We start from the raw sequence: 21,018 nt of genomic DNA, 5'->3' as shown, positions 1-21,018 counted from the left end.
CCTAGGCTAAACTGCGCAGCATTGCCTAGGAGCCGACACATGCAAAACCCACAGAACCTGATCTGGATCGACCTGGAAATGACCGGTCTGAACCCGGACACCGACGTCATCATCGAAATGGCCACCATCGTCACCGACAGTGACCTGAACACCCTGGCCGAAGGCCCGGTGATCGCCATTCACCACAGCGACGAAATCCTCGCCGGCATGGACGAGTGGAACACCCGTCAACACGGCGGTTCCGGGCTGACCCAACGGGTTCGCGACAGCCGCATCAGCATGGCCGAAGCCGAAGCCGAAACCATCGCCTTCCTGGAGAAGTGGGTGCCGAAGGGCAAGTCGCCGATCTGTGGCAACAGCATCTGCCAGGACCGTCGCTTCCTTTATACCCACATGAAATCCCTGGAAAGCTTCTTCCACTACCGCAACCTCGACGTGTCCACGCTCAAAGAGTTGGCTGCGCGCTGGGCACCGGACGTGCGCGACAGCTTCAAGAAGGGCAGCACCCACCTGGCGCTGGACGACATCCGCGAATCCATTGCCGAGTTGCAGCACTATCGCAAGCATTTCATCAAGTTCTGATTCACAGCCGGCCGTACCGGCCCCATCGCGAGCAAGCTCGCTCCCACAGGGTCGGCGCTGTACCTGTGGGAGCGAGCTTGCTCCGGGCGGCGTTCCGACGATGGCTTAGGCACAGTCGCCACCAGTGGTCGAGTGGCGCCCTCTTTTGGTGCCAGGGTGAAGTGAGTAGACTGCGCGCCTTTTTGCAAGGATCGCCACCATGCTGCTGATGCTCTACCTGATCGCCATCACCACCGAAGCCATGACCGGTGCCCTGTCTGCCGGGCGTCGTGGCATGGACTGGTTCGGTGTGGTGTTGATCGCTTGTGTCACGGCGCTGGGTGGCGGGTCGGTGCGCGACGTGCTGCTCGGGCACTACCCGCTGACCTGGGTCAAACACCCGGAATACCTGGTGCTGACGTCTGTCGCCGCGATGATTACGGTGTTCACGGCGCGTTGGATGCGCCATCTGCGTTCACTGTTCCTGGTGCTCGATGCCATGGGCCTGGTGGCTTTTACCCTGATCGGCTGCATCACCGCCCTGGAAATGGGCCATGGCATGTTGGTGGCCTCGGTCAGCGGGGTGATCACCGGCGTCTTCGGCGGCATCCTGCGGGACATTTTCTGCAATGATATTCCGCTGATCTTCCGGCGCGAGCTCTATGCCAGCGTGTCGTTTGCGGCGGCGTGGTGCTACATGCTCTGCATCTATCTGCAATTACCCGATGAACAATCGATTCTGATCACCCTGTTCGGTGGATTTTTGCTGCGCTTGCTGGCGATCCGTTTTCACTGGGAAATGCCCAAGTTCGTCTACAACGACGAAGCCTGACGTTCGGCATGTTGGCGCAATGCCCACTCGACATGTTCACGTACCAGTTGCGAAGGATGTTCCCGTCGCGCCTTCAGCGCTTCCAGCACCGGAATCGTTGAAGGCGCATTGCCCAGGCCCACCGCCAGGTTGCGCAACCAGTTTTCGTAACCGGTCCGGCGTAGCGGCGAGCCTTCGGTACTGCTGAGAAACTTCTCTTCATCCCACATGAACAGTTCCGCCAGCCCGGCGTTGTCCAGGTTGTGCCGCGGCTTGAAGTCGCTTTCACCGGACGGACGGGCGAAGCGGTTCCACGGGCAGACAATCTGGCAATCATCGCAACCGAACACCCGATTGCCGATCAGTGGCCGCAAATCTTCAGGGATCGCGCCTTTGAGTTCGATGGTCAGGTAGGAGATGCAACGTCGGGCATCCAGAACATAGGGGCCGACGAAGGCATTGGTCGGGCAGATGTCGAGGCAGGCGCTGCACCGCCCGCAGTGTTCGGTGACGTGGGGCGGGTCTACTGGCAGCGGCAAGTCAACGAACAATTCGGCGAGGAAGAAATAACTGCCTGCCTTGCGATTCAAAACCAGAGTGTTTTTGCCGATCCAGCCCAGGCCGGCCTGTTCGGCGATGGCTTTTTCCAGCACCGGGGCGCTGTCGACGAATGCGCGATAGCCGAAAGGCCCGATGACCGCCTGGATCTTTTCCGCCAATTGTTGCACGCGTTTACGGATCAACTTGTGGTAATCGCGACCCAGGGCATAACGCGAGACGTAGGCTTTTTCCGGCTGGGCGAGCATTTTTGCCATGTGGGTGTCGCCCGCCAGGTAGTCCATGCGCAGGGACACCACGCGCAATGTGCCCGGCACCAGCTCTTCGGGGTGCGAGCGTTTACTGCCGTGGGCGCCCATGTAGTCCATTTCGCCGTGGTAGCCGGCGGCGAGCCAGCGCTCCAGATGCTGCTCATGCTCGGCCAGGTCGAGGCCGCTGATGCCGACTTGTTGAAAGCCCAGCTCACGGCCCCAGTCCTTGATGGATTGGGCGAGGGCGGACAGGTCTGTGGTAATAGCGGGCATGAGGCGAGAGAAACCGGAGCTGAGGTGCGTATAATTCTGCCAGACATCGGAGCCCGAAGACGCATGCCGCACATTAAAGATGAATTACCCGACGCGCTGTACAGCGCTGCACAAGTGCGAAGCCTCGATGCGAGCCTGATCGCGGCCGGCACACCGGGCTTCGAATTGATGCAGCGTGCAGCGTATGCGACCTGGCGGGCCTTGGTTCGCCAATGGCCGACAGCGAAAGAAATGAGCGTGCTGGCCGGTCACGGCAACAATGCCGGGGATGGGTATCTGGTGGCGGCGCTGGCCAAACGTGCCGGTTGGACAGTGCGGGTGCTGGCGGTGGGGGATCCGCGGCGCTTGCAGGGTGATGCAGCGTTGGCCCATGCCGAGGCAGTGTCTGAAAAAGTGCTCATCGAGCCCTGGACCGCACAATCCGGATTGCGCGGCATTGTGCTGGATGCTTTGCTTGGCACCGGACTGGGCGGCGATGTGCGTGAGCCGTATGCCAGCGCCATCGCCGCGATCAACTCCAGCGGGTTGCCGGTTGCGGCGGTGGATATCCCTTCAGGGCTGTGCGCCGATACCGGTCGTGTGCTTGGCTGCGCGGTGTGTGCCGACCTGACGGTGACGTTCATCGGGTTGAAGCTGGGGGTATTCACCGGTGATGCGGCGGATGTGGTGGGTGAGCTGGTGTTCAACGACCTGCACGCCGATCCACATCTGCTCGAGGCGGCACCGCGCAGCGCCCTTCGCCTGACGGCGGCTAATCTGCCGCGTCTGGCCTTCCGGCGACCTGCTTCCCATAAAGGCAAGTTCGGCCATGTGCTGCTGATCGGCGGTGATCGCGGTTATGGCGGAGCGATCCTGCTGAGCGCGCAGGCTGCGCTGCGCAGCGGTGCGGGCATGGTGTCGGTGGCGACCCGCGGTGAACATGTGCCGGCGGCCCTGGCCAGAATCCCCGAGGCCATGGTGTTGGGCGCTTCTTCGGCCAATCAGTTGATGGAGTTGCTGCAAAAAGTTTCCGTATTGGTGGTTGGCCCGGGTCTGGGGCAGGCCGCCTGGGGGCGCAGCCTGTTATCGGCCGCCGCCAACGCACCGCTGCCGCAAGTCTGGGATGCCGATGCACTGAACATGTTGGCCGAAGCGTGTGTGAGTTTGCCCAGGGATTGCGTGATCACGCCGCATCCAGGGGAGGCCGCACGGTTGCTGGGCCTGAGCACTGCCGAGGTTCAGGCTGATCGTCCTGCGGCTGCCCGTGCATTGAGCGAAAAATATACAGCGGTCGTGGTGCTCAAAGGTGCCGGAAGTTTGATCGCCAGTCCCGATGGGCGTCTGGCACTGTGTCATCAGGGGCATCCGGCGATGGCCACTGCCGGTTTGGGAGATGTGCTGGCCGGTTTGCTCGGCGCATTGCTGGCCCAGGGCATGGCCGCATTCGACGCGGCCTGCCTGGGAGTCTGGCTGCACGCCAATGCCGGCGAGCAACAAGGAAAATTGGGCCGTGGGCTGGCGGCCAGTGATCTGATTCCAGCCATTCGTCAGTTGTTGGAGGAGCAAGCACCGTGTCTGAAGTAACCCTGTACCTGGCCGATGAGCAGGCCATGAGCGACTTTGGCGCACGTATTGCCCGAATCACCGAAGGCCATGGCCTGATCTTCCTCGAGGGCGACCTGGGGATGGGCAAAACCACGTTGTCCCGAGGCATCATCCGCGGCTTGGGGCATGTCGGGGCAGTAAAAAGCCCGACGTTCACCCTGGTTGAACCCTACGAGATCGGCGACATTCGCGCCTTCCATTTCGATCTGTATCGCCTGGTCGACCCGGAGGAGCTTGAGTACCTCGGTATCCGCGACTACTTCGAAGATGACGCGCTGTGCCTGATCGAGTGGCCCGACAAAGGTGCAGGCTTTTTGCCAAAGCCTGACCTGACCATTACCATTAGCCCGCAAGACAGCGGGCGTTCGCTGAAAATTTTATCCCAGGGCTCGCGTGGCGAGATCTGGTGTGCCGTTTTGGCATTGGAATCCAAATAGATGATGGGGTTAGGTATGCGCTTTCGCGCGTTGGTGGCTGCCGTAGGGGTGTTGTTTTTGGCGGTAACCGTCGACGCTGTGGCCGATTCGAAGGTCAACAGTGTTCGTCTGTGGCGGGCACCGGACAACACACGACTGGTGTTTGACCTGACCGGCCCGGTGCAACACAGCGTCTTTACCCTGACGGCTCCGGATCGCCTGGTCATCGACATCAATGGCGCGACCCTCGGTGCGCCGCTCAACGTCAACACCTCGAACACCCCGATTACCGCCATGCGTTCGGCCCAGCGAACGCCGACCGACCTGCGGGTGGTTATCGATCTGAAAAGGGCGGTAACGCCGAAGAGCTTCTCCCTGGCGCCGAACGCCCAGTACGGCAACCGGTTGGTGGTCGATCTGTTCGATAACGCCGCGGATGCCGCTCCTCCTCCAGCGCCGACACCGTCGGTCGCCACGGTGCCTGCCGTGCCGGTCACGCCTGCTGAGCCGGCAATCAAGCTGCCGCCGGCTCCGGCCGGCAAGCGCGACATCATTGTGGTGATCGACGCCGGTCACGGAGGCGAAGACCCGGGTGCCTCGGGCTCTCGTGGTCAACGGGAAAAAGACGTGGTACTGGCCATCGCCCGTGAACTGCAACGGCAGGTCAACGGCATGAAAGGCTTCCGCGCCGAACTGACCCGTACCGGCGACTATTTCATTCCGTTGCGCGGCCGTACCGAAATTGCCCGCAAGAAAGGCGCCGACCTGTTTGTCTCGATCCACGCCGACGCCGCGCCTTCTACCGCCGCTTTCGGTGCCTCGGTCTTTGCCCTGTCTGATCGCGGCGCGACCTCGGAGACGGCCCGTTGGCTGGCCGACAGCGAAAACCGTTCCGACCTGATCGGTGGTGCCGGCAACGTCAGCCTCGATGACAAGGACCGCATGCTTGCCGGCGTGCTGCTTGACCTGTCGATGACCGCATCCCTGACGTCCAGCCTGAACGTGGGTCAGAAGGTGCTGAGCAATATCGGCCGGGTTACGCCGCTGCACAAGCAGCGGGTCGAGCAAGCCGGGTTCATGGTGTTGAAGTCGCCGGATATTCCGTCGATCCTGGTGGAAACCGGGTTCATCTCCAACGCCGACGAAGCCTCGAAACTCGCGGCATCGAGCCATCAGCAGGCGTTGGCGCGTTCGATCAGCAGCGGCGTGCGTCAGTTCTTCCAGCAGAACCCTCCACCGGGCACTTACATCGCCTGGCTGCGTGATTCCGGCAAAATCGCCCAAGGCCCACGTGACCACCGGGTAAACCCGGGCGAAACGCTGGCGATGATCGCCGTGCGCTATCAGGTGTCGCCCGCGACCCTGCGCAGCGCCAACAACCTGTCGAGCGATGAGCTCAAGATCGGTCAACACCTGACTATTCCGGGCACTGAATTGGCGGCCAAAGAATGAATCAGGTCGAGAACAACAGCGCTCGCATCGAGCTGCTCAGCCCGCGACTGGCGAACCAGATTGCCGCGGGTGAGGTGGTCGAACGCCCGGCTTCGGTGATCAAGGAGCTATTGGAAAACAGCCTTGACTCCGGTGCCAGGCGTATCGATGTCGATGTGGAGCAGGGCGGCGTCAAGCTGCTGCGGGTGCGCGACGATGGCAGCGGCATTTCCGCCGATGACCTGCCGCTGGCCCTGGCCCGTCACGCCACCAGCAAGATCCGCAACCTGGAAGACCTCGAACAGGTCATGAGCCTGGGGTTTCGTGGTGAGGCCCTGGCATCGATCAGCTCCGTCGCGCGCCTGACCCTGACCTCGCGCACCCGCGACGCCGATCAGGCCTGGCAGGTCGAGACCGAGGGCCGGGACATGGCGCCCCGCGTGCAGCCTGCGGCCCACCCGGTGGGCACTTCGGTTGAAGTGCGCGACCTGTTCTTCAATACGCCGGCACGTCGCAAATTTCTCAAGACTGAAAAAACCGAATTCGATCACCTGCAAGAAGTGATCAGGCGCCTGGCCCTGGCGCGCTTCGATGTGGCGTTCCATCTGCGCCACAACGGCAAGACCATCCTCAGCCTGCACGAGGCCCATGATGATGCGGCCCGTGCCCGGCGCGTGGCGGCGATCTGCGGGCCGGGCTTCCTGGAGCAGGCGCTGCCGATCGAGATCGAGCGCAACGGTCTGCATCTATGGGGTTGGGTCGGCTTGCCGACCTTCAATCGCAGCCAGGCCGATTTGCAGTATTTCTTCGTCAATGGCCGTGCCGTGCGCGACAAACTGGTGGCCCACGCGGTACGCCAGGCCTATCGCGACGTTTTGTTCAATGGTCGGCACCCGACCTTTGTGCTGTTTTTCGAAGTCGATCCGACCGGCGTCGACGTCAACGTGCACCCGACCAAGCACGAAGTGCGCTTCCGTGAAGGACGCATGGTTCACGATTTTCTCTATGGCACCTTGCACCGTGCCTTGGGCGATGTGCGACCGGACGATCATCTGGCGGCGCCGGTCGCCACGGCCATCGTCCGGCCTACCGGCCTTGAAGCCGGTGAATTCGGGCCCCAGGGCGAAATGCGCCTGGCTGCCAATGCGCTGCTGGAACAGCCTCAGGCTCAGCCGTCGTTCAATACACCGGCGGGTTCGGGAGCTGGCGCGGGTTATCAGTATCAATACACACCGCGTCCGCAGTCCGGTGTGCCCGTCGCCGAAGCGCAGGCCGCCTATCGCGAGTTCTTTGCGCCGCTGCCCGAGGCCAATGCCGTTGCGCTACCGGCCGGGCAGGACGACATTCCGCCGCTGGGTTATGCACTGGCACAACTCAAGGGCATCTACATTCTTTCGGAAAACGCCCAGGGCCTGGTACTGGTGGACATGCATGCCGCCCACGAGCGGATCATGTATGAGCGTCTGAAGGTGGCGATGGCCAGCGAGGGCCTGAGCGGCCAGCCGTTGCTGGTACCGGAGTCCCTGGCTGTCAGCCAGCGTGAAGCCGATTGCGCCGAGGAGCATGTCGCCTGGTTCCAGCGCCTGGGCTTTGAATTGCAGCGCCTGGGCCCGGAAACCCTGGCGATCCGGCAGATTCCGGCACTGCTCAAGCAGGCCGAGGCCAACCGGCTGGTCGCTGACGTCCTGGCCGACCTGATGGAGTTCGGCACCAGCGACCGCATTCAGGCGCACCTGAACGAATTGCTCGGCACCATGGCCTGCCATGGCGCGGTTCGTGCGAATCGGCGTTTGGCCCTGCCGGAAATGAACGGTCTGCTGCGTGACATGGAAAACACCGAGCGCAGCGGTCAATGCAACCATGGCCGACCGACCTGGACCCAGCTGGGCCTGGACGATCTGGACAAACTGTTCTTGCGCGGTCGTTGATGAGCCAGTTCCCACCTGCGATTTTCCTGATGGGCCCGACCGCCGCCGGCAAGACCGACCTGGCCATCGAACTCACCAAGGTCCTGCCTTGCGAGTTGATCAGCGTCGATTCGACGCTGGTCTACCGTGGCATGGACATTGGCACCGCCAAGCCTTCCAAAGAGCTGCTGGCGCAATATCCGCATCGTCTGGTCGATATTCTCGACCCGGCCGAGAGCTATTCGGCCGCGGATTTCCGCCGTGACGCCCTGGAAGCCATGGCGGAGATCACCGCACGCGGAAAAATTCCGCTGCTGGTGGGCGGCACCATGCTCTATTACAAGGCTTTGGTCGAAGGTCTGGCGGATATGCCGGCGGCCGATCCCGACGTCCGCGCGCAAATCGAAGAAGAGGCTGCACGCCTTGGCTGGCAAGCCTTGCATGAACAATTGGCGGTGATCGATCCGGAGTCTGCGGCGCGGATTCACCCGAACGATCCCCAGCGCCTCAGTCGGGCGCTGGAGGTTTATCGTGTCAGCGGTCAAAGCATGACTGCCCTGCGTTTGCAACAATCTGCGCAAAGTACTGAAGCAGCCGCTTCGGGACGGCAACAATTGCCCTATACTGTCGCGAACTTGGCCATTGCCCCGGCAAATCGCCAGGTACTGCACGAGCGAATTAAACAAAGATTCACTTTAATGTTGGAACAGGGATTCATTGACGAGGTCGTAGCCCTGCGTAAAAGAGGTGACCTGCATGCCGGGTTGCCGTCTATACGTGCAGTAGGCTACCGCCAAGTCTGGGATTACCTGGATGGCAAGCTGACACAAGCCGAGATGCAGGAGCGAGGAATCATTGCCACGCGCCAATTGGCGAAGCGTCAGTTCACCTGGCTACGCAGTTGGGCTGATTTACACTGGCTGGACAGCCTGGATTGCGACAATCTGCCACGCGCCTTGAAATACCTGGGGGCCATCTCCATATTGAGCTGAGTCCTTGCAATTGCCGTCTATCCTTGGGGGTGGGGCGGCCAAAGTCATCTGATTACCTATTTTTTATATTGAATCCTTAAAGGAGTGCGGCACATGTCAAAAGGGCATTCGCTACAAGACCCTTACTTGAATACGTTACGTAAAGAGAAAGTTGGGGTGTCCATCTATCTGGTCAACGGTATCAAACTGCAAGGCACGATCGAGTCGTTCGACCAGTTCGTTATCCTGTTGAAAAACACCGTCAGCCAGATGGTCTACAAACACGCTATCTCTACAGTGGTGCCGGTTCGTCCAATTCGTCTGCCTAGCGCAACCGAATCCGAAGCTGGTGACGCTGAGCCAGGTAACGCCTGATAGGAGTCTCCTTTGTTCTTTGAGCGCCACGGTGGTGGTGAGCGAGTAATCCTCGTTCACTTGGATGGACAGGACCCTGAGGCGCGCGAAGATCCGCAGGAGTTTCAGGAACTGGCTAATTCGGCGGGTGCCGAGACCGTCGCGTTTTTTAACGTGCCACGTCATCGGCCCACCGCCAAGACACTGATTGGCAGTGGCAAGGTCGAGGAACTGCGCGACCTGGTCAAAGCCGAACAGGCCGATCTGGTGATTTTCAATCACATTCTCACACCCAGTCAGGAGCGTAACCTCGAACGTGTTTTCGAGTGTCGCGTGATCGACCGTACCGGCCTGATTCTCGATATTTTCGCCCAGCGCGCCCGTACCCATGAAGGCAAGCTCCAGGTCGAACTGGCCCAGCTTGACCACATGAGCACCCGGCTGGTTCGTGGATGGACTCACCTTGAGCGCCAAGGTGGCGGTATCGGTATGCGTGGCCCAGGTGAAACCCAGCTGGAAACCGACCGCCGTTTGCTGCGGGTTCGCCTGCGGCAGATCAAGGGTCGGCTGGAGAAAGTACGCAGCCAGCGAGAACAGTCGCGCCGTGGCCGATCGCGTGCGGATATTCCTACCGTGTCCCTGGTGGGGTACACCAACGCCGGTAAATCCACGCTCTTCAATAACGTGACGAAATCCGACGTCTACGCAGCTGACCAATTGTTTGCCACGCTGGACCCGACCCTGCGCCGTCTGGATATAGACGATCTGGGGCCGATTGTCCTGGCGGACACTGTGGGTTTCATTCGCCACTTGCCCCACAAGCTGGTCGAAGCATTTCGGTCTACCCTCGAAGAGTCGAGTAACTCCGATCTGTTGTTGCACGTGATCGATGCGGCCGAACCGGATCGCATGTTGCAGATCGAGCAGGTAATGGTGGTGCTGGGCGAGATTGGTGCTCAGGACTTGCCGATCCTCGAGGTCTATAACAAACTCGATTTGCTTGAAGGCGTTGAGCCACAAATCCAGCGCGACGAAAACGGCAAGCCCCAACGGGTCTGGCTGTCGGCGCGTGATGGCAGTGGTCTGGAATTGCTTGAGCAAGCCATTGCCGAGTTACTGGGCAGTGATTTGTTTGTCGGTACCTTGCGCTTGCCGCAACGATTCGCTCGACTGCGTGCACAGTTCTTCGAGCTCGGTGCGGTGCAGAAAGAAGAACACGACGAAGAAGGCATCAGTTTGCTGGCCGTTCGTTTGCCCCGGGTCGAGTTGAATCGACTGGTAAGCCGCGAGGGATTGCAGCCGATGGAATTCATCGAGCAACACACTTTGCAATAAAAGCCTGAGAAAGCGGTTGTGCCGCGGTGACAGGCATTCTGTAGCATTGGTCGGCGCGCCGTGGGTGCGTCTTTGCTTTATCAGATGGAGAGCGCTATGGCTTGGAATGAGCCGGGTGGCAACTCGAATAATCAGGATCCTTGGGGTGGCAAGCGTCGTAACAACGGCGACCGCAAGGGACCACCGGATCTCGACGAGGCCTTCCGAAAGCTGCAGGAAAGCCTGAACGGTTTGTTCGGTGGCGGTAAGAAACGTGGTAGCGACGACGGCGGTGGTCCGGGCAAGAGTGGCGGCTTTGGCGGCCTGCTCGGCATCGGTCTGGTCGTGCTGGCCGCCGTTTGGCTGTACAGCGCGGTTTATGTCGTCGACGAGCAGGAGCAGGCCGTAGTGCTGCGCTTCGGCAAGTACTACGAAACCGTAGGTCCGGGCCTGAATATCTACTTCCCGCCGATCGACAGGAAGTACCTGGAAAACGTCACGCGTGAGCGTGCCTATACCAAGCAGGGCCAGATGCTGACTGAAGACGAGAACATCGTCGAAGTGCCGCTGACCGTGCAGTACAAGATCAGCAACCTGCAGGACTTCGTGCTGAGCGTCGATCAGCCGGAAATCAGCCTGCAGCACGCGACCGACAGCGCCTTGCGTCATGTGGTGGGTTCTACTGCGATGGACCAGGTGCTGACCGAAGGTCGTGAATTGATGGCCAGCGAAATCAAGGAGCGTCTGCAACGCTTCATGGATACCTACCGCACCGGTATCACCGTTACCCAGGTCAACGTACAGAGCGCAGCAGCACCGCGTGAAGTGCAGGAAGCCTTCGATGACGTGATCCGTGCCCGTGAAGACGAGCAGCGTTCGCGCAACCAGGCTGAAACCTATGCCAACGGCGTCGTGCCGGAGGCCCGTGGTCAGGCCCAGCGCATCCTTGAAGATGCCAATGGCTACCGTGACGAAACCGTCTCGCGCGCCAAGGGTGAGGCCGATCGCTTCACCAAGCTGGTCGCCGAGTACCGCAAGGCCCCTGAAGTCACCCGCCAGCGTCTGTACCTGGACACCATGCAGGAAGTCTTCAGCAACACCAGCAAGGTTCTCGTGACCGGCAACAAGAACGGCCAGAACAACCTGCTGTACCTGCCGCTGGACAAGATGGTCGAAAGTGGACGCAACACCAGCACTCCGATGAGCGGTGCGGCAGCCACCAGCAATGAAGCGAATACGCGTGCGGCAGCTGATCTGCAGCAACAGCAAGCTCGTACCAGGGAGAGTCGCTGATGAGCAATAAATCGCTGATCGCCCTTATTGTCGGCGTCGTCGTGGCGATCGCTGCCTGGAACTGCTTCTACATCGTGGCTCAGACCGAGCGTGCGGTGTTGCTGCAGTTCGGTCGCGTGGTCCAGACCGATGTTCAGCCAGGCCTGCATGTGAAAGTGCCTTACGTCAACCAGGTGCGTAAATTCGACGCACGCCTGATGACGCTGGACGCACCGACACAACGCTTCCTGACGCTGGAAAAGAAAGCCGTGATGGTCGATGCCTTCGCCAAGTGGCGCGTGAAGGACGCAGAGCGTTACTACACCGCGACTTCCGGCCTCAAGCAGATCGCCGACGAGCGTCTGTCTCGCCGTCTGGAATCGGGCCTGCGTGACCAGTTCGGTAAGCGCACCTTGCACGAGGTGGTGTCGGGTGAACGTGATGCGCTGATGGCGGATATCACGGCTTCGCTGAACAAGATGGCTGAAAAGGAACTGGGCATCGAAGTTGTCGATGTTCGGGTCAAGACCATCGACCTGCCGAAAGAAGTGAACCGCAGCGTGTTCGAGCGTATGAGCACCGAGCGTGAGCGTGAAGCTCGTGAGCATCGTGCCAAGGGTAACGAGCTGGCCGAAGGCATTCGAGCCGACGCCGATCGTCAGCGCCGCGTGCTGCTGGCTGAGGCCTATCGTGAATCCGAGGAGGTTCGCGGTGACGGTGATGCCCAGGCCGCTGCGATCTATTCCAAGGCCTACGGTCAGGATCAGGAGTTCTACGCGTTCTATCGTAGCCTGCGCGCCTACCGTGAAAGCTTCGCGAACAAATCCGACGTCATGGTCCTCGACCCAAGCAGCGACTTCTTCCACTACCTGGAAAAAGCCAAGCCTTGATACGACGTTGACCTGAATCCTCCCGCCGGGCGGCTAAAACCTCTGGCGGGGTGATCCTTTGGGAAAACGTGTGTATGATGCGGCAGCCGGGAAATTCCCGGCTTTTTTGCGTCTGCATGTTTGATTGCTGTTTTTAAGCAGATGCCGGGCCGATGGGCTCGACAGTTTTTCGAGGAAAGTGGTCAGCGAAGCCGGTAGAAGGGCTTTTCGCTCCGTCGCTCATGCGCGTGGTTTGCGCACAAGCTGATCATTTTCTGCTTCACTCAAGGATCGCCGACAGGTTGGTCGCCCGGATATAGGGGAAGGCGTAATGGCAACGGTAGACCGCTGGCTTCTGCCAGATGGCATCGAAGAAGTACTGCCACCGGAAGCTGCGCGCATTGAAGTCGCGCGTCGTCAGGTGTTGGATCTGTTCCAGGGCTGGGGTTACGAGTTTGTCGTGACTCCCCATATCGAGTACCTGGAATCCCTGCTGACCGGCGCGGGCCAGGACCTGGATCTGCGCACTTTCAAGGTCATCGACCCGCAATCGGGCCGTCAGATGGGTTTCCGTGCCGACATCACGCCGCAAGTGGCGCGCATCGATGCGCATACCCTGCGTCGTGAAGGCCCAAGCCGCCTGTGCTATGCCGGTAGTGTCCTGCACGCCCAGCCTCGCGCCTTGTCGTCCTCGCGCAGCCCGATTCAACTGGGTGCCGAGTTGTACGGCGACGGCAGTCCGAGCAGCGACGTCGAAGTCATCAGCCTGATGCTGGCCATGCTGCAACTGGCCGATGTGTCGGATGTGCACATGGACCTCGGCCATGTCGGTATCTACCGTGGCCTGGCCCGCGCTGCCGGTTTGTCCGGTGAAGTCGAGCAACAGTTGTTCGATGCTTTGCAACGCAAGGCCATCGATGAGGTCATTACCTTGACCGAGGGCTTGCCTGCCGATCTGTCGGGCATGCTGCGCGCGTTGGTCGATCTGTGTGGCGGCCGTGAAGTGCTGGCTGCGGCCCGCGAGCGTCTGGCCAAGGCGCCTGCACCTGTTCTGACCGCGCTGGACGACTTGCTGGCGATTGCCGAGCGGCTGTCCGTGCGTTTCCCTGAGCTGCCGCTGTATTTCGACCTGGGCGAGCTGCGTGGCTACCACTACCACACCGGTGTAGTGTTCGCCGTGTTCGTGCCGGGTGTTGGCCAGTCCATTGCCCAGGGCGGTCGCTACGACGACATCGGCGCCGACTTCGGTCGCGCGCGTCCGGCAACCGGTTTCTCTACTGATTTGAAAACCCTGGTGACCCTGGGGCGTGCTGAGATCGAGCTACCGTCTGGCGGTATCTGGATGCCTGACAGTACGGATGCAGCACTCTGGCAGCAGGTTTGCCAGTTGCGCAGTGAGGGTCAGCGTGTCGTTCAGGCTTTGCCTGGACAACCTTTGGCCGCCGCCCGTGAAGCGGACTGCGACCGGCAATTGATTCAGCAGAACGGGCTTTGGCAAGTTTCGCCACTGGCTTCTTGAGTTTTCCTGCCGGCCGCCGCCGGCACCAAGTTTGCGCGAATGAGGACAAGTGTTATGGGTAAGAATGTCGTAGTCCTGGGCACCCAATGGGGTGATGAGGGCAAAGGCAAGATCGTTGATCTGCTGACCGAACATGCTGCCGCCGTAGTGCGTTACCAAGGTGGCCACAACGCTGGCCACACTCTGGTGATCGACGGCGAGAAGACCGTCTTGCACCTGATCCCGTCGGGCGTGCTGCGCGAAGGCGTGCAGTGCCTGATCGGCAACGGCGTGGTGGTTGCACCTGACGCCCTGCTGCGCGAGATCACCAAGCTGGAAGAAAAAGGTGTGCCGGTGCGCGAGCGCCTGCGTATCAGCCCGTCCTGCCCGCTGATCCTGTCCTTCCACGTAGCGCTGGATCAGGCTCGTGAAAAGGCCCGTGGCGAGCTGAAGATCGGTACCACCGGTCGCGGCATCGGCCCGGCCTATGAAGACAAGGTTGCACGTCGTGGCCTGCGTGTGGGCGACCTGCTCAACATGCCGCGCTTTGAAGACAAGCTGCGTGAACTGGTGGATTACCACAACTTCATGCTGGTGGGTTACTACAAAGAGCCAGCCATCGAATTCGACAAGACCCTGGCCGAATGCAAAGAATACGCTGAGCTGCTCAAGCCGCTGATGCTGGACGTGACTGCCGAGTTGCACGACCTGCGTCGCGCTGGCAAGGACATCATGTTCGAAGGCGCCCAGGGTTCGTTGCTGGACATCGACCACGGCACCTACCCGTACGTGACCAGCTCTAACACCACCGCTGGCGGCGTTGCTACCGGTTCGGGTGTTGGCCCCATGTTCCTGGACTACATCCTGGGCATCACCAAGGCTTACACCACGCGTGTAGGTTCGGGTCCATTCCCGACGGAGCTGTTCGACGAAGTCGGCGCGCACCTGGCTAAACAAGGTCACGAGTTCGGCGCGACTACCGGCCGTGCTCGTCGTTGTGGCTGGTTCGACGCTGTTATCCTGCGTCGCGCTATCGATGTGAACAGCATCTCGGGCATCTGCCTGACCAAGCTGGACGTGCTCGACGGTCTGGAAACCATCAACATCTGCGTCGGCTACAAAGATGCAGAAGGCAAGGCCGTTGCCCCGACTGATGCTGACAGCTACGTGGGCCTGCAGCCTGTGTACGAAGAAGTGCCGGGCTGGACCGAATCGACCGTGGGCGCCAAAACCCTGGAAGAGCTGCCAGCTAACGCCCGTGCTTACATCAAGCGCGTCGAAGAGCTGATCGGCGCGCCGATCGACATTATTTCGACGGGCCCGGACCGCAACGAAACCATCGTCCTGCGCCATCCGTTTGCTTGATAAGTTGTTGATGTAAAACACAAAGGCCCCTTAATTGGGGCCTTTGTCGTTTATGTCTGTTGGACGGCATGACCTTTGCTATTAGCTTTGCCTAAAACGTCACTTTTGGCGTGCCATCAATTTAATGGCGCTTTTGCAGAGGGATATCAAGTGTCGGCCGTTCTCTCATTGTTACAAAGCCGTTTGTTGCGGCCCGTGTTCGTTACCCTTGGTATCGCCCTTTTGGTGCAGGTGCTGGTAGCTGTCGCTCTGACCCGGAGCACGGTGACCGCGCTGGAGGCCGATCTGGGCATGCGCCTGGGTGCAGACAGCCAAAAGCTTTCCGCTGAGCTTGAGCAGGCGGGGCGCGAAGTCACGTCGAGCCTCGACAGTCTCTCCACCAGTACCCGCCAGCGCCTGACAGCCGGTTTGTCCTCGCGACTGAAGGATGAGCAGGCGCAGTTGCGCGCAACGCTGGAAAAAGACCTGAAGGACTCCGCTAGCGACATGGCGCAGCTTCTGGCTTCCGTCGCGCCCCGCGCCATGTGGGACAACGACGTCCCGACGCTTTCCGAATTCGCCCGCCGGGCCCAGCGCAATCCCAATGTGCTGTTCGTGGTGTATGACGACGCTACCGGCCAGCACCTGACACGCTACCTCAACCGGGAAAACCCGATCAACAAGGCGCTGCTGGAAAAAGGCCAGGGCGAGCGGGCGCTCGACAAGGTGCTGGATGCGGCGAAGAACGATCCTTCGGTCTTCTACACCGAGGCTTCGATCAATCCCAATGGCGTGGAAATCGGCAAGGTCCTGATGGGAGTCTCGACCGCTTCGGTGGAGACCGATCTCACGGCCCTGGACAAGCGTTTCTCGGCCTTGATCGCCGGCAGCGATCAACTGGTGGGTGACAGTCTGAAAGGCGCGGCGGCTGACAGCGCAACGGCCATGCGCTCGCGCCTGCAGTCGGCGCAGTCCACGGCGGCTGAAATGAAGGCCAACACTACCGGCACCGTGCAGGAAGCTGCTGCGACATTGCGCTGGCGCATTGGCGTATGCCTGGCGGTGGTGGGTTTTGGTGTCCTGCTGTTGTTGGCGGTGGTCCTCGGTCGCCGAGTGGTCAATCGCCTGAAAATGCTGATCGTAGCCATGGATGACCTGGCGGCGGGTGAGGGCGATCTGACCAAGCGCGTGCAGATCAACAGCAAGGATGAAATCGGCGACATGGCCTCGGCGGTCAATCGCTTTGTGGACAAGTTACAGCCGATCGTGCGCGAGGCGGGCGATGTAGCCCAGCGTACCGGTGTGGAAATCGGTGCCATGACCTTGCGCAATGCCGGTGCGGATGCGGCGGCTGGCATGCAGCGCGACGAGGTGGCGGAGAGTTTGCGCGCACTGTCGCAAATGGCTGATGAGGCGCAGTCGGAAAGCCACGCCATGCAGGCGGCGCTCAAGCAAGTCGTGGACATTCGCCAGGCCACCGATGAAAACACCCGCACCTCGGCGAAAGTCGGCAGCCTGATCGAGGAGCTGGCGGGTCAGGTCAATACCGGGGCTCAAGTCATCGAGCGCCTGGCGCAGCAAAGTGAGCAGATTGAGGTGGTGCTGACGGTGATCCACGGCATCGCCGAGCAGACCAACCTGCTGGCGCTGAACGCGGCCATCGAAGCGGCGCGTGCCGGCGAGACCGGGCGCGGGTTTGCGGTGGTGGCTGACGAGGTGCGGGCGCTGGCGAGCAAGACGCAGAGCTCCACCGGCGATATTCAGGCGCACATCGTGGCGTTGCAGCAAGGTGCGCGTGAGGCGGTGGCGGCGATCGGTCAGGCCGGGCGCCAGGCCAGTGAGGGTTTGCTGGTGTTGCGTGACAGTGCTCGGTTGCAGCAGTCGGTGCAGGCGTCCGTCGAGCAGGTTCATGCGGCGATCGGTTTGGCCACCCAGGCCGCGGCGCATCAGGCTCAGGGCGCACAGGCGGTGCGGGGGAGGGTCCAGACTATTCACGCCCAGGCCGAGAAGGCGGCGCAAGCTGTCGTGGAGACCACGGCGAGCGGTAAGGTGCTGGATGGCCTGGCGGCGCAATTGAAGGCGAGCCTGGGGCAGTTCAGGGCTTAATGCTTTGTCAGGGATGGCCTCATCGCGAGCAAGCTCGCACAATGATGGTTGGCGGGCACGAAAATTGTGGGCGCCTCAGATCAAATGAGGGAGCGAGCTTGCTCCGGGCGGCGATCCGACGATGGCGGTCTCAACGGCTCAGATACATTCGGGTCGTCAGCAGATAGACCGGCAACCCCGACACCAGAATCAACAACGCCGCATAAGGCGCCGCCGCCGCAAATTCCACATTCGCCGTATGCGCCCAGACTTCCGTCGCCAACGTGTTCAGCCCGGTCGGGCTCAGCAGCAGGGTCGCCGTCAGCTCTTTCATTGCATCCAGGAATACCAGCGCAAATGCCGCACCCAAGGCCGGGAAAATAATCGGCAACGTCACCCGGCAAAACGCGCTGAGCGATGACGCGCCCAGTGTGCGTGCCGCCTCCTCAAGTTGCGGCGCCGCCTTGTTCAAGGCGGTGCGGATCGGTGCCTGGGCCAGCGGTAGAAACAGCAGGGCATAGGCGATCAGCAGCAATGCCGAAGTCTGGTAAAGCATCGGCACGTAGTGCAGGGCGAAATACACCAGGGCCAGGGCAATGACCAGCCCCGGCAGGGCGTGCAGCAGATATGGCAGGCGCTCGGCCCAGATCGCCAGTTGGCCTTTGTAGCGCACGACCAGCAGACCGACCGGCACCGCCAGCACCAGGCACAGTGCAGCGCCACCCAGCGACAGTGCGAGGGATGACATCAATGCCTCGCCGATTGCCGCCACGGGAAAGGCGGCCGATGATCCCACCGCCAACCAGTAGGCCAGCATGCCCAGCGGAATTCCGCTGCCAATGATTGCCAACAGCAGGCAATACAGCTGTCCCGCCACGGCCCAGGGGCCCAGTTGAACCTGTTCCGCGCGTCGCGCCGCACCTTGGCCGGTGCGTACGTGTCGACCCTTGCCGCGCACGCGCAGCTCCAGCCACAGCAGCGCCAGGCACAACATCAGCAGTACGGCGGAGAGCATCGCGGCGTTGGCATTGCTGAACTCCAGTTCGAACTGCTGATAGATCGCCGTGGTGAAGGTTTGCAGGCCGATGATCGACAAGGCGCCGAACTCCACCAGCATGTGCAGTGCAATCAGCAACGAACCCGCCAGCAGCGAAGGCCAGAGCAGGGGTAGGGTGACCTTGAAAAATACGCCCCAGCGATTTTGCCCCAGCGTGCGCGCGGACTCTTCGAGGGATGGGTCAAGGTTGCGCAGCGTTGCCGCCACGGGCAGGAAAATCAGCGGGTACTTGGACAGGCTCATCACCAGGATAGCCCCGCCAAGTCCCTCGAAATGAGCGCTGAGCGAAACCCAGGTGAAGCTGCTGACAAATGCCGGAACGGCGAACGGCAGGCAGAGGATCACGCCCCACAATCGTCGGCCCGGCAAATTACTGCGTTCCAGCAACCAGGCCAGCGACAAGCCGATTACCCCGCAAACAGCGGTGACCCCAATCATCAGTGCGAGTGTGTTGCGCAGCAAGCCGAATACATAAGGTCGCCATAGCAAATGCAGTGCTTCTGCCCAGCCCGCCTGCCAGGCTTTCAGGCCGACATACAGCAGAGGCAGGAGGCTGAGCGCCACCAACAGCAACACGGGCAGTATCAGCCAGATAGACGGCCGCTTGCGCCGTGGCGCGTACGCGTGATGCGCGGACAGTGAGGCACCCATCAATTCAGGCCAACGTCACGTTCCAGGTCCAGCGCTTCTTCGGCGTTGCCGAGGTCGGCAGGCGTGACTTTGGGTGCTTCCAGTTCGCTGAACGGCTTGAGCCCGCGATCAGATTCCATGCCTTTGTGCAGAGGGTACTCGGCGGTGGTCTGGGTGATCACACGCTGGCCTTCCTCGCTGGCCATGTAGGCGAGCAATTGCTGTGCTTCTTTGGGGTGTTTGCTGGATTTGAGGACTGCGGCGCTGGAAACTGTGATCAGTCCGCCGACATCGCCGCCGGTGAAGTAATGCAGTTTCGAATCGAGCTGGCCTTTTTCGCGCTGCAGGGCGAACCAGTAGTAGTTGTTCACCAGCACGGTGGCGACTTCGCCATTTTCCACCGCTTTCAATGCAACCATGTTATTGCTGTAGGTCTTGCCGAATGCGCGCAGTCCGGTCAGCCATTCTTCGGCAGCATCCATGCCGTGAACTTTGATGATCGCGACGGCTTGTTCCTGAAAGGCACCACTGGTGGGCACGAAGCCGACCTTGCCTTGCCATTTTGGATTGGCGAACTCCATCACCGACTTCGGCAGGTCTTTTTCATCGACCAGTTTCGGGTTGTAGGCCACAACGCGTACCCGGGCGGTCACGCCAATCCAGGTGCCATTGCCGGCGACGTATTCCTTGGGCAGAACGGCCAGCGTGGCGTCATCCGCCTTGGCCAGCAGGCCTTGTTCGCCGAGTTTGTTCAGTGGCGGCGACTCTTCGGTGTAGATCACATCGGCGGGAGAGCGATCGCCTTCTTCGACGATCTGGCTGGCGAGCTGGTTGCTGCTGCCTTTGCGCACATTGACGTGGATCCCGGTCTTGGCTTCGAAAGCTTTGGCAACCGCGTCGCCGACTTCTTTGTGTTGGCCGTTGTAGAGGGTCAGGGCAACCGGGTCGGCGGCTTGGGTGAGGGGAGTGGCGAGCGCCAGGCCGAGCAGGGTAATGGTCAGGCCACGGCGCAGGGTATTTCGAAACATCATTCGCAGGGTTCCTCACTGTCGCATTGCAAAAACTTGCAACAATGATAAACGATATTGTTTCTCAAATGCGCCGATAAATCCCGTAGGAGCGAGCTTGCTCGCGATGGGCGTGAACGAAGACGCGTTCTGTCTGCTAACAAGTGTCACCCTTGAGTGCATCGTCGGAACGCCGCCCGGAGCAAGCTCGCTCCTACAGAGGGGGCGTGTTGCTTTTCAGAAGGCAGAAACGCAAAAACCCGCTTTCGCGGGTTTTTGTGAAATCCAAGGTCGTAACCTTGAATTTGAATTGGTGCCCAGAAGAAGACTCGAACTTCCACGACCTTGCGGTCACCAGCACCTGAAGCTGGCGTGTCTACCAATTTCACCATCTGGGCATTCATCTTCAGCGTTGCCGCTGTTGATGTGGCGCACTATACGGAGAGCTATTTGATCTGTAAACCCCTGATTTCAAATTAATAAACCAATGGTCAAAAATGCAAAAACCCGCTTTCGCGGGTTTTTGTGTGAGCCTTGAAATTGAACTAATCTCAAGCTCGAAATTGGTGCCCAGAAGAAGACTCGAACTTCCACGACCTTGCGGTCACCAGCACCTGAAGCTGGCGTGTCTACCAATTTCACCATCTGGGCAGTATCGGCAACGTTGTCCGTCGTCGATGGCGCGCACTATACGGAGCGTCTTTTTAACTGTAAACCCCCGGGATCAAAAAAACCTGGAAAATTTCGCCAGCGGCCTTCAAAACAGCTTTGCGATGTCGATACAGGGCTTTAGATGGGTCGTCTTAGCCTGAAATTTCCCGTTTC

Annotated in this window: 17 protein-coding genes and 2 tRNA genes; 14 read left to right on the top strand and 5 right to left on the bottom strand. The window is 60.5% G+C overall.

Annotated features, from left to right (window positions below; all coding sequences use genetic code 11):
* Positions 1–39: 39 nt before the first annotated feature.
* Together orn and AC1DRN_RS04645 are read left to right on the top strand one after the other, a co-directional pair.
* Positions 40–582 carry an oligoribonuclease gene (orn, locus tag AC1DRN_RS04650; protein WP_008035288.1) on the top strand — a complete coding sequence of 181 codons (543 nt, stop codon included), beginning with the start codon at positions 40–42 and terminating at the stop codon, positions 580–582.
* Between the two features lie 199 nt (positions 583–781).
* On the top strand, positions 782–1,393 hold the full coding sequence (locus AC1DRN_RS04645) for a trimeric intracellular cation channel family protein (protein WP_150727886.1): 612 nt from the start codon (positions 782–784) through the stop codon (positions 1,391–1,393).
* On the opposite strand, the gene queG is transcribed toward AC1DRN_RS04645, so the two are convergent.
* Positions 1,375–2,454, bottom strand: a complete 1,080-nt coding sequence (gene queG, locus AC1DRN_RS04640) for a tRNA epoxyqueuosine(34) reductase QueG (protein ID WP_223462518.1) — start codon at positions 2,452–2,454, stop codon at positions 1,375–1,377. The genes AC1DRN_RS04645 and queG overlap by 19 nt on opposite strands.
* 63 nt (positions 2,455–2,517) lie before the next feature.
* On the opposite strand from queG, the gene AC1DRN_RS04635 reads away from it, so the two are divergent.
* The 12 genes from AC1DRN_RS04635 (at position 2,518) to AC1DRN_RS04580 (ending at position 17,520) form a co-directional block, all read left to right on the top strand.
* Positions 2,518–4,017, top strand: coding sequence for an NAD(P)H-hydrate dehydratase (locus tag AC1DRN_RS04635; RefSeq protein WP_223462519.1), 1,500 nt, complete (start codon positions 2,518–2,520; stop codon positions 4,015–4,017).
* Positions 4,005–4,475 (top strand): tRNA (adenosine(37)-N6)-threonylcarbamoyltransferase complex ATPase subunit type 1 TsaE, encoded by a 471-nt coding sequence (gene tsaE / locus AC1DRN_RS04630; protein WP_223462520.1) that lies wholly within the window; start codon positions 4,005–4,007, stop codon positions 4,473–4,475. Before AC1DRN_RS04635 ends, tsaE begins: the two co-directional genes overlap by 13 nt.
* Positions 4,476–5,906, top strand: a complete 1,431-nt coding sequence (locus AC1DRN_RS04625; RefSeq protein WP_411740709.1) for an N-acetylmuramoyl-L-alanine amidase — start codon at positions 4,476–4,478, stop codon at positions 5,904–5,906.
* A complete protein-coding gene (gene mutL, locus AC1DRN_RS04620; RefSeq protein ID WP_223462521.1) occupies positions 5,903–7,813 on the top strand; it encodes a DNA mismatch repair endonuclease MutL in 1,911 nt (636 codons plus the stop codon). The genes AC1DRN_RS04625 and mutL overlap by 4 nt, the downstream gene beginning before the upstream one ends.
* Complete coding sequence (gene miaA, locus AC1DRN_RS04615) at positions 7,813–8,784, top strand: tRNA (adenosine(37)-N6)-dimethylallyltransferase MiaA (RefSeq protein WP_223462522.1); 972 nt, start codon at positions 7,813–7,815, stop codon at positions 8,782–8,784. The genes mutL and miaA overlap by 1 nt, the downstream gene beginning before the upstream one ends.
* A 93-nt stretch (positions 8,785–8,877) precedes the next feature.
* On the top strand, positions 8,878–9,138 hold the full coding sequence (gene hfq / locus AC1DRN_RS04610) for an RNA chaperone Hfq (RefSeq protein ID WP_007902656.1): 261 nt from the start codon (positions 8,878–8,880) through the stop codon (positions 9,136–9,138).
* 12 nt (positions 9,139–9,150) lie between these two features.
* The gene (gene hflX / locus AC1DRN_RS04605) at positions 9,151–10,452 is read left to right on the top strand and encodes a ribosome rescue GTPase HflX (RefSeq protein WP_008048071.1); all 1,302 of its coding nucleotides are present in this window, start codon (positions 9,151–9,153) and stop codon (positions 10,450–10,452) included.
* A gap of 96 nt (positions 10,453–10,548) precedes the next feature.
* Entirely contained in the window at positions 10,549–11,724 is a 1,176-nt protein-coding gene (gene hflK / locus AC1DRN_RS04600) for an FtsH protease activity modulator HflK (RefSeq protein WP_223462523.1), read from the top strand.
* Positions 11,724–12,593 carry a protease modulator HflC gene (gene hflC / locus AC1DRN_RS04595; RefSeq protein ID WP_057712239.1) on the top strand — a complete coding sequence of 290 codons (870 nt, stop codon included), beginning with the start codon at positions 11,724–11,726 and terminating at the stop codon, positions 12,591–12,593. Before hflK ends, hflC begins: the two co-directional genes overlap by 1 nt.
* 310 nt (positions 12,594–12,903) lie before the next feature.
* Positions 12,904–14,091 (top strand): ATP phosphoribosyltransferase regulatory subunit, encoded by a 1,188-nt coding sequence (locus AC1DRN_RS04590; protein WP_223462524.1) that lies wholly within the window; start codon positions 12,904–12,906, stop codon positions 14,089–14,091.
* Between the two features lie 54 nt (positions 14,092–14,145).
* Entirely contained in the window at positions 14,146–15,435 is a 1,290-nt protein-coding gene (locus AC1DRN_RS04585; RefSeq protein ID WP_046039830.1) for an adenylosuccinate synthase, read from the top strand.
* 150 nt (positions 15,436–15,585) lie between these two features.
* The gene (locus AC1DRN_RS04580; RefSeq protein ID WP_223462525.1) at positions 15,586–17,520 is read left to right on the top strand and encodes a methyl-accepting chemotaxis protein; all 1,935 of its coding nucleotides are present in this window, start codon (positions 15,586–15,588) and stop codon (positions 17,518–17,520) included.
* Positions 17,521–17,650: 130 nt separating this feature from the next.
* On the opposite strand, the gene AC1DRN_RS04575 is transcribed toward AC1DRN_RS04580, so the two are convergent.
* The 4 genes from AC1DRN_RS04575 to AC1DRN_RS04560 form a co-directional block, all read right to left on the bottom strand.
* Positions 17,651–19,207 (bottom strand): ABC transporter permease, encoded by a 1,557-nt coding sequence (locus AC1DRN_RS04575; protein ID WP_223462526.1) that lies wholly within the window; start codon positions 19,205–19,207, stop codon positions 17,651–17,653.
* Positions 19,207–20,217 (bottom strand): extracellular solute-binding protein, encoded by a 1,011-nt coding sequence (locus AC1DRN_RS04570; RefSeq protein WP_223462527.1) that lies wholly within the window; start codon positions 20,215–20,217, stop codon positions 19,207–19,209. The genes AC1DRN_RS04575 and AC1DRN_RS04570 overlap by 1 nt, the downstream gene beginning before the upstream one ends.
* A gap of 287 nt (positions 20,218–20,504) precedes the next feature.
* A tRNA-Leu gene (locus AC1DRN_RS04565) sits at positions 20,505–20,591 on the bottom strand.
* Between the two features lie 166 nt (positions 20,592–20,757).
* Positions 20,758–20,844, bottom strand: a tRNA-Leu gene (locus AC1DRN_RS04560).
* Positions 20,845–21,018 lie beyond the last annotated feature (174 nt).

Source organism: Pseudomonas sp. P5_B3 (assembly GCF_056400405.1).
The sequence above is the reverse complement of the archived record's forward strand: the minus strand, read 5'-3'. Positions and strand labels throughout refer to the sequence as shown.

Coding starts and splice junctions, on each gene's coding strand:
- orn (WP_008035288.1), top strand. CDS start 40: ATGCAAAACCCACAGAACCTGATCTGGATCGACCTGGAAATGACCGGT.
- AC1DRN_RS04645 (WP_150727886.1), top strand. CDS start 782: ATGCTGCTGATGCTCTACCTGATCGCCATCACCACCGAAGCCATGACC.
- queG (WP_223462518.1), bottom strand. CDS start 2,454: ATGCCCGCTATTACCACAGACCTGTCCGCCCTCGCCCAATCCATCAAG.
- AC1DRN_RS04635 (WP_223462519.1), top strand. CDS start 2,518: ATGCCGCACATTAAAGATGAATTACCCGACGCGCTGTACAGCGCTGCA.
- AC1DRN_RS04625 (WP_411740709.1), top strand. CDS start 4,476: ATGATGGGGTTAGGTATGCGCTTTCGCGCGTTGGTGGCTGCCGTAGGG.
- mutL (WP_223462521.1), top strand. CDS start 5,903: ATGAATCAGGTCGAGAACAACAGCGCTCGCATCGAGCTGCTCAGCCCG.
- miaA (WP_223462522.1), top strand. CDS start 7,813: ATGAGCCAGTTCCCACCTGCGATTTTCCTGATGGGCCCGACCGCCGCC.
- hfq (WP_007902656.1), top strand. CDS start 8,878: ATGTCAAAAGGGCATTCGCTACAAGACCCTTACTTGAATACGTTACGT.
- hflK (WP_223462523.1), top strand. CDS start 10,549: ATGGCTTGGAATGAGCCGGGTGGCAACTCGAATAATCAGGATCCTTGG.
- hflC (WP_057712239.1), top strand. CDS start 11,724: ATGAGCAATAAATCGCTGATCGCCCTTATTGTCGGCGTCGTCGTGGCG.
- AC1DRN_RS04590 (WP_223462524.1), top strand. CDS start 12,904: ATGGCAACGGTAGACCGCTGGCTTCTGCCAGATGGCATCGAAGAAGTA.
- AC1DRN_RS04585 (WP_046039830.1), top strand. CDS start 14,146: ATGGGTAAGAATGTCGTAGTCCTGGGCACCCAATGGGGTGATGAGGGC.
- AC1DRN_RS04575 (WP_223462526.1), bottom strand. CDS start 19,207: ATGGGTGCCTCACTGTCCGCGCATCACGCGTACGCGCCACGGCGCAAG.
- AC1DRN_RS04570 (WP_223462527.1), bottom strand. CDS start 20,217: ATGATGTTTCGAAATACCCTGCGCCGTGGCCTGACCATTACCCTGCTC.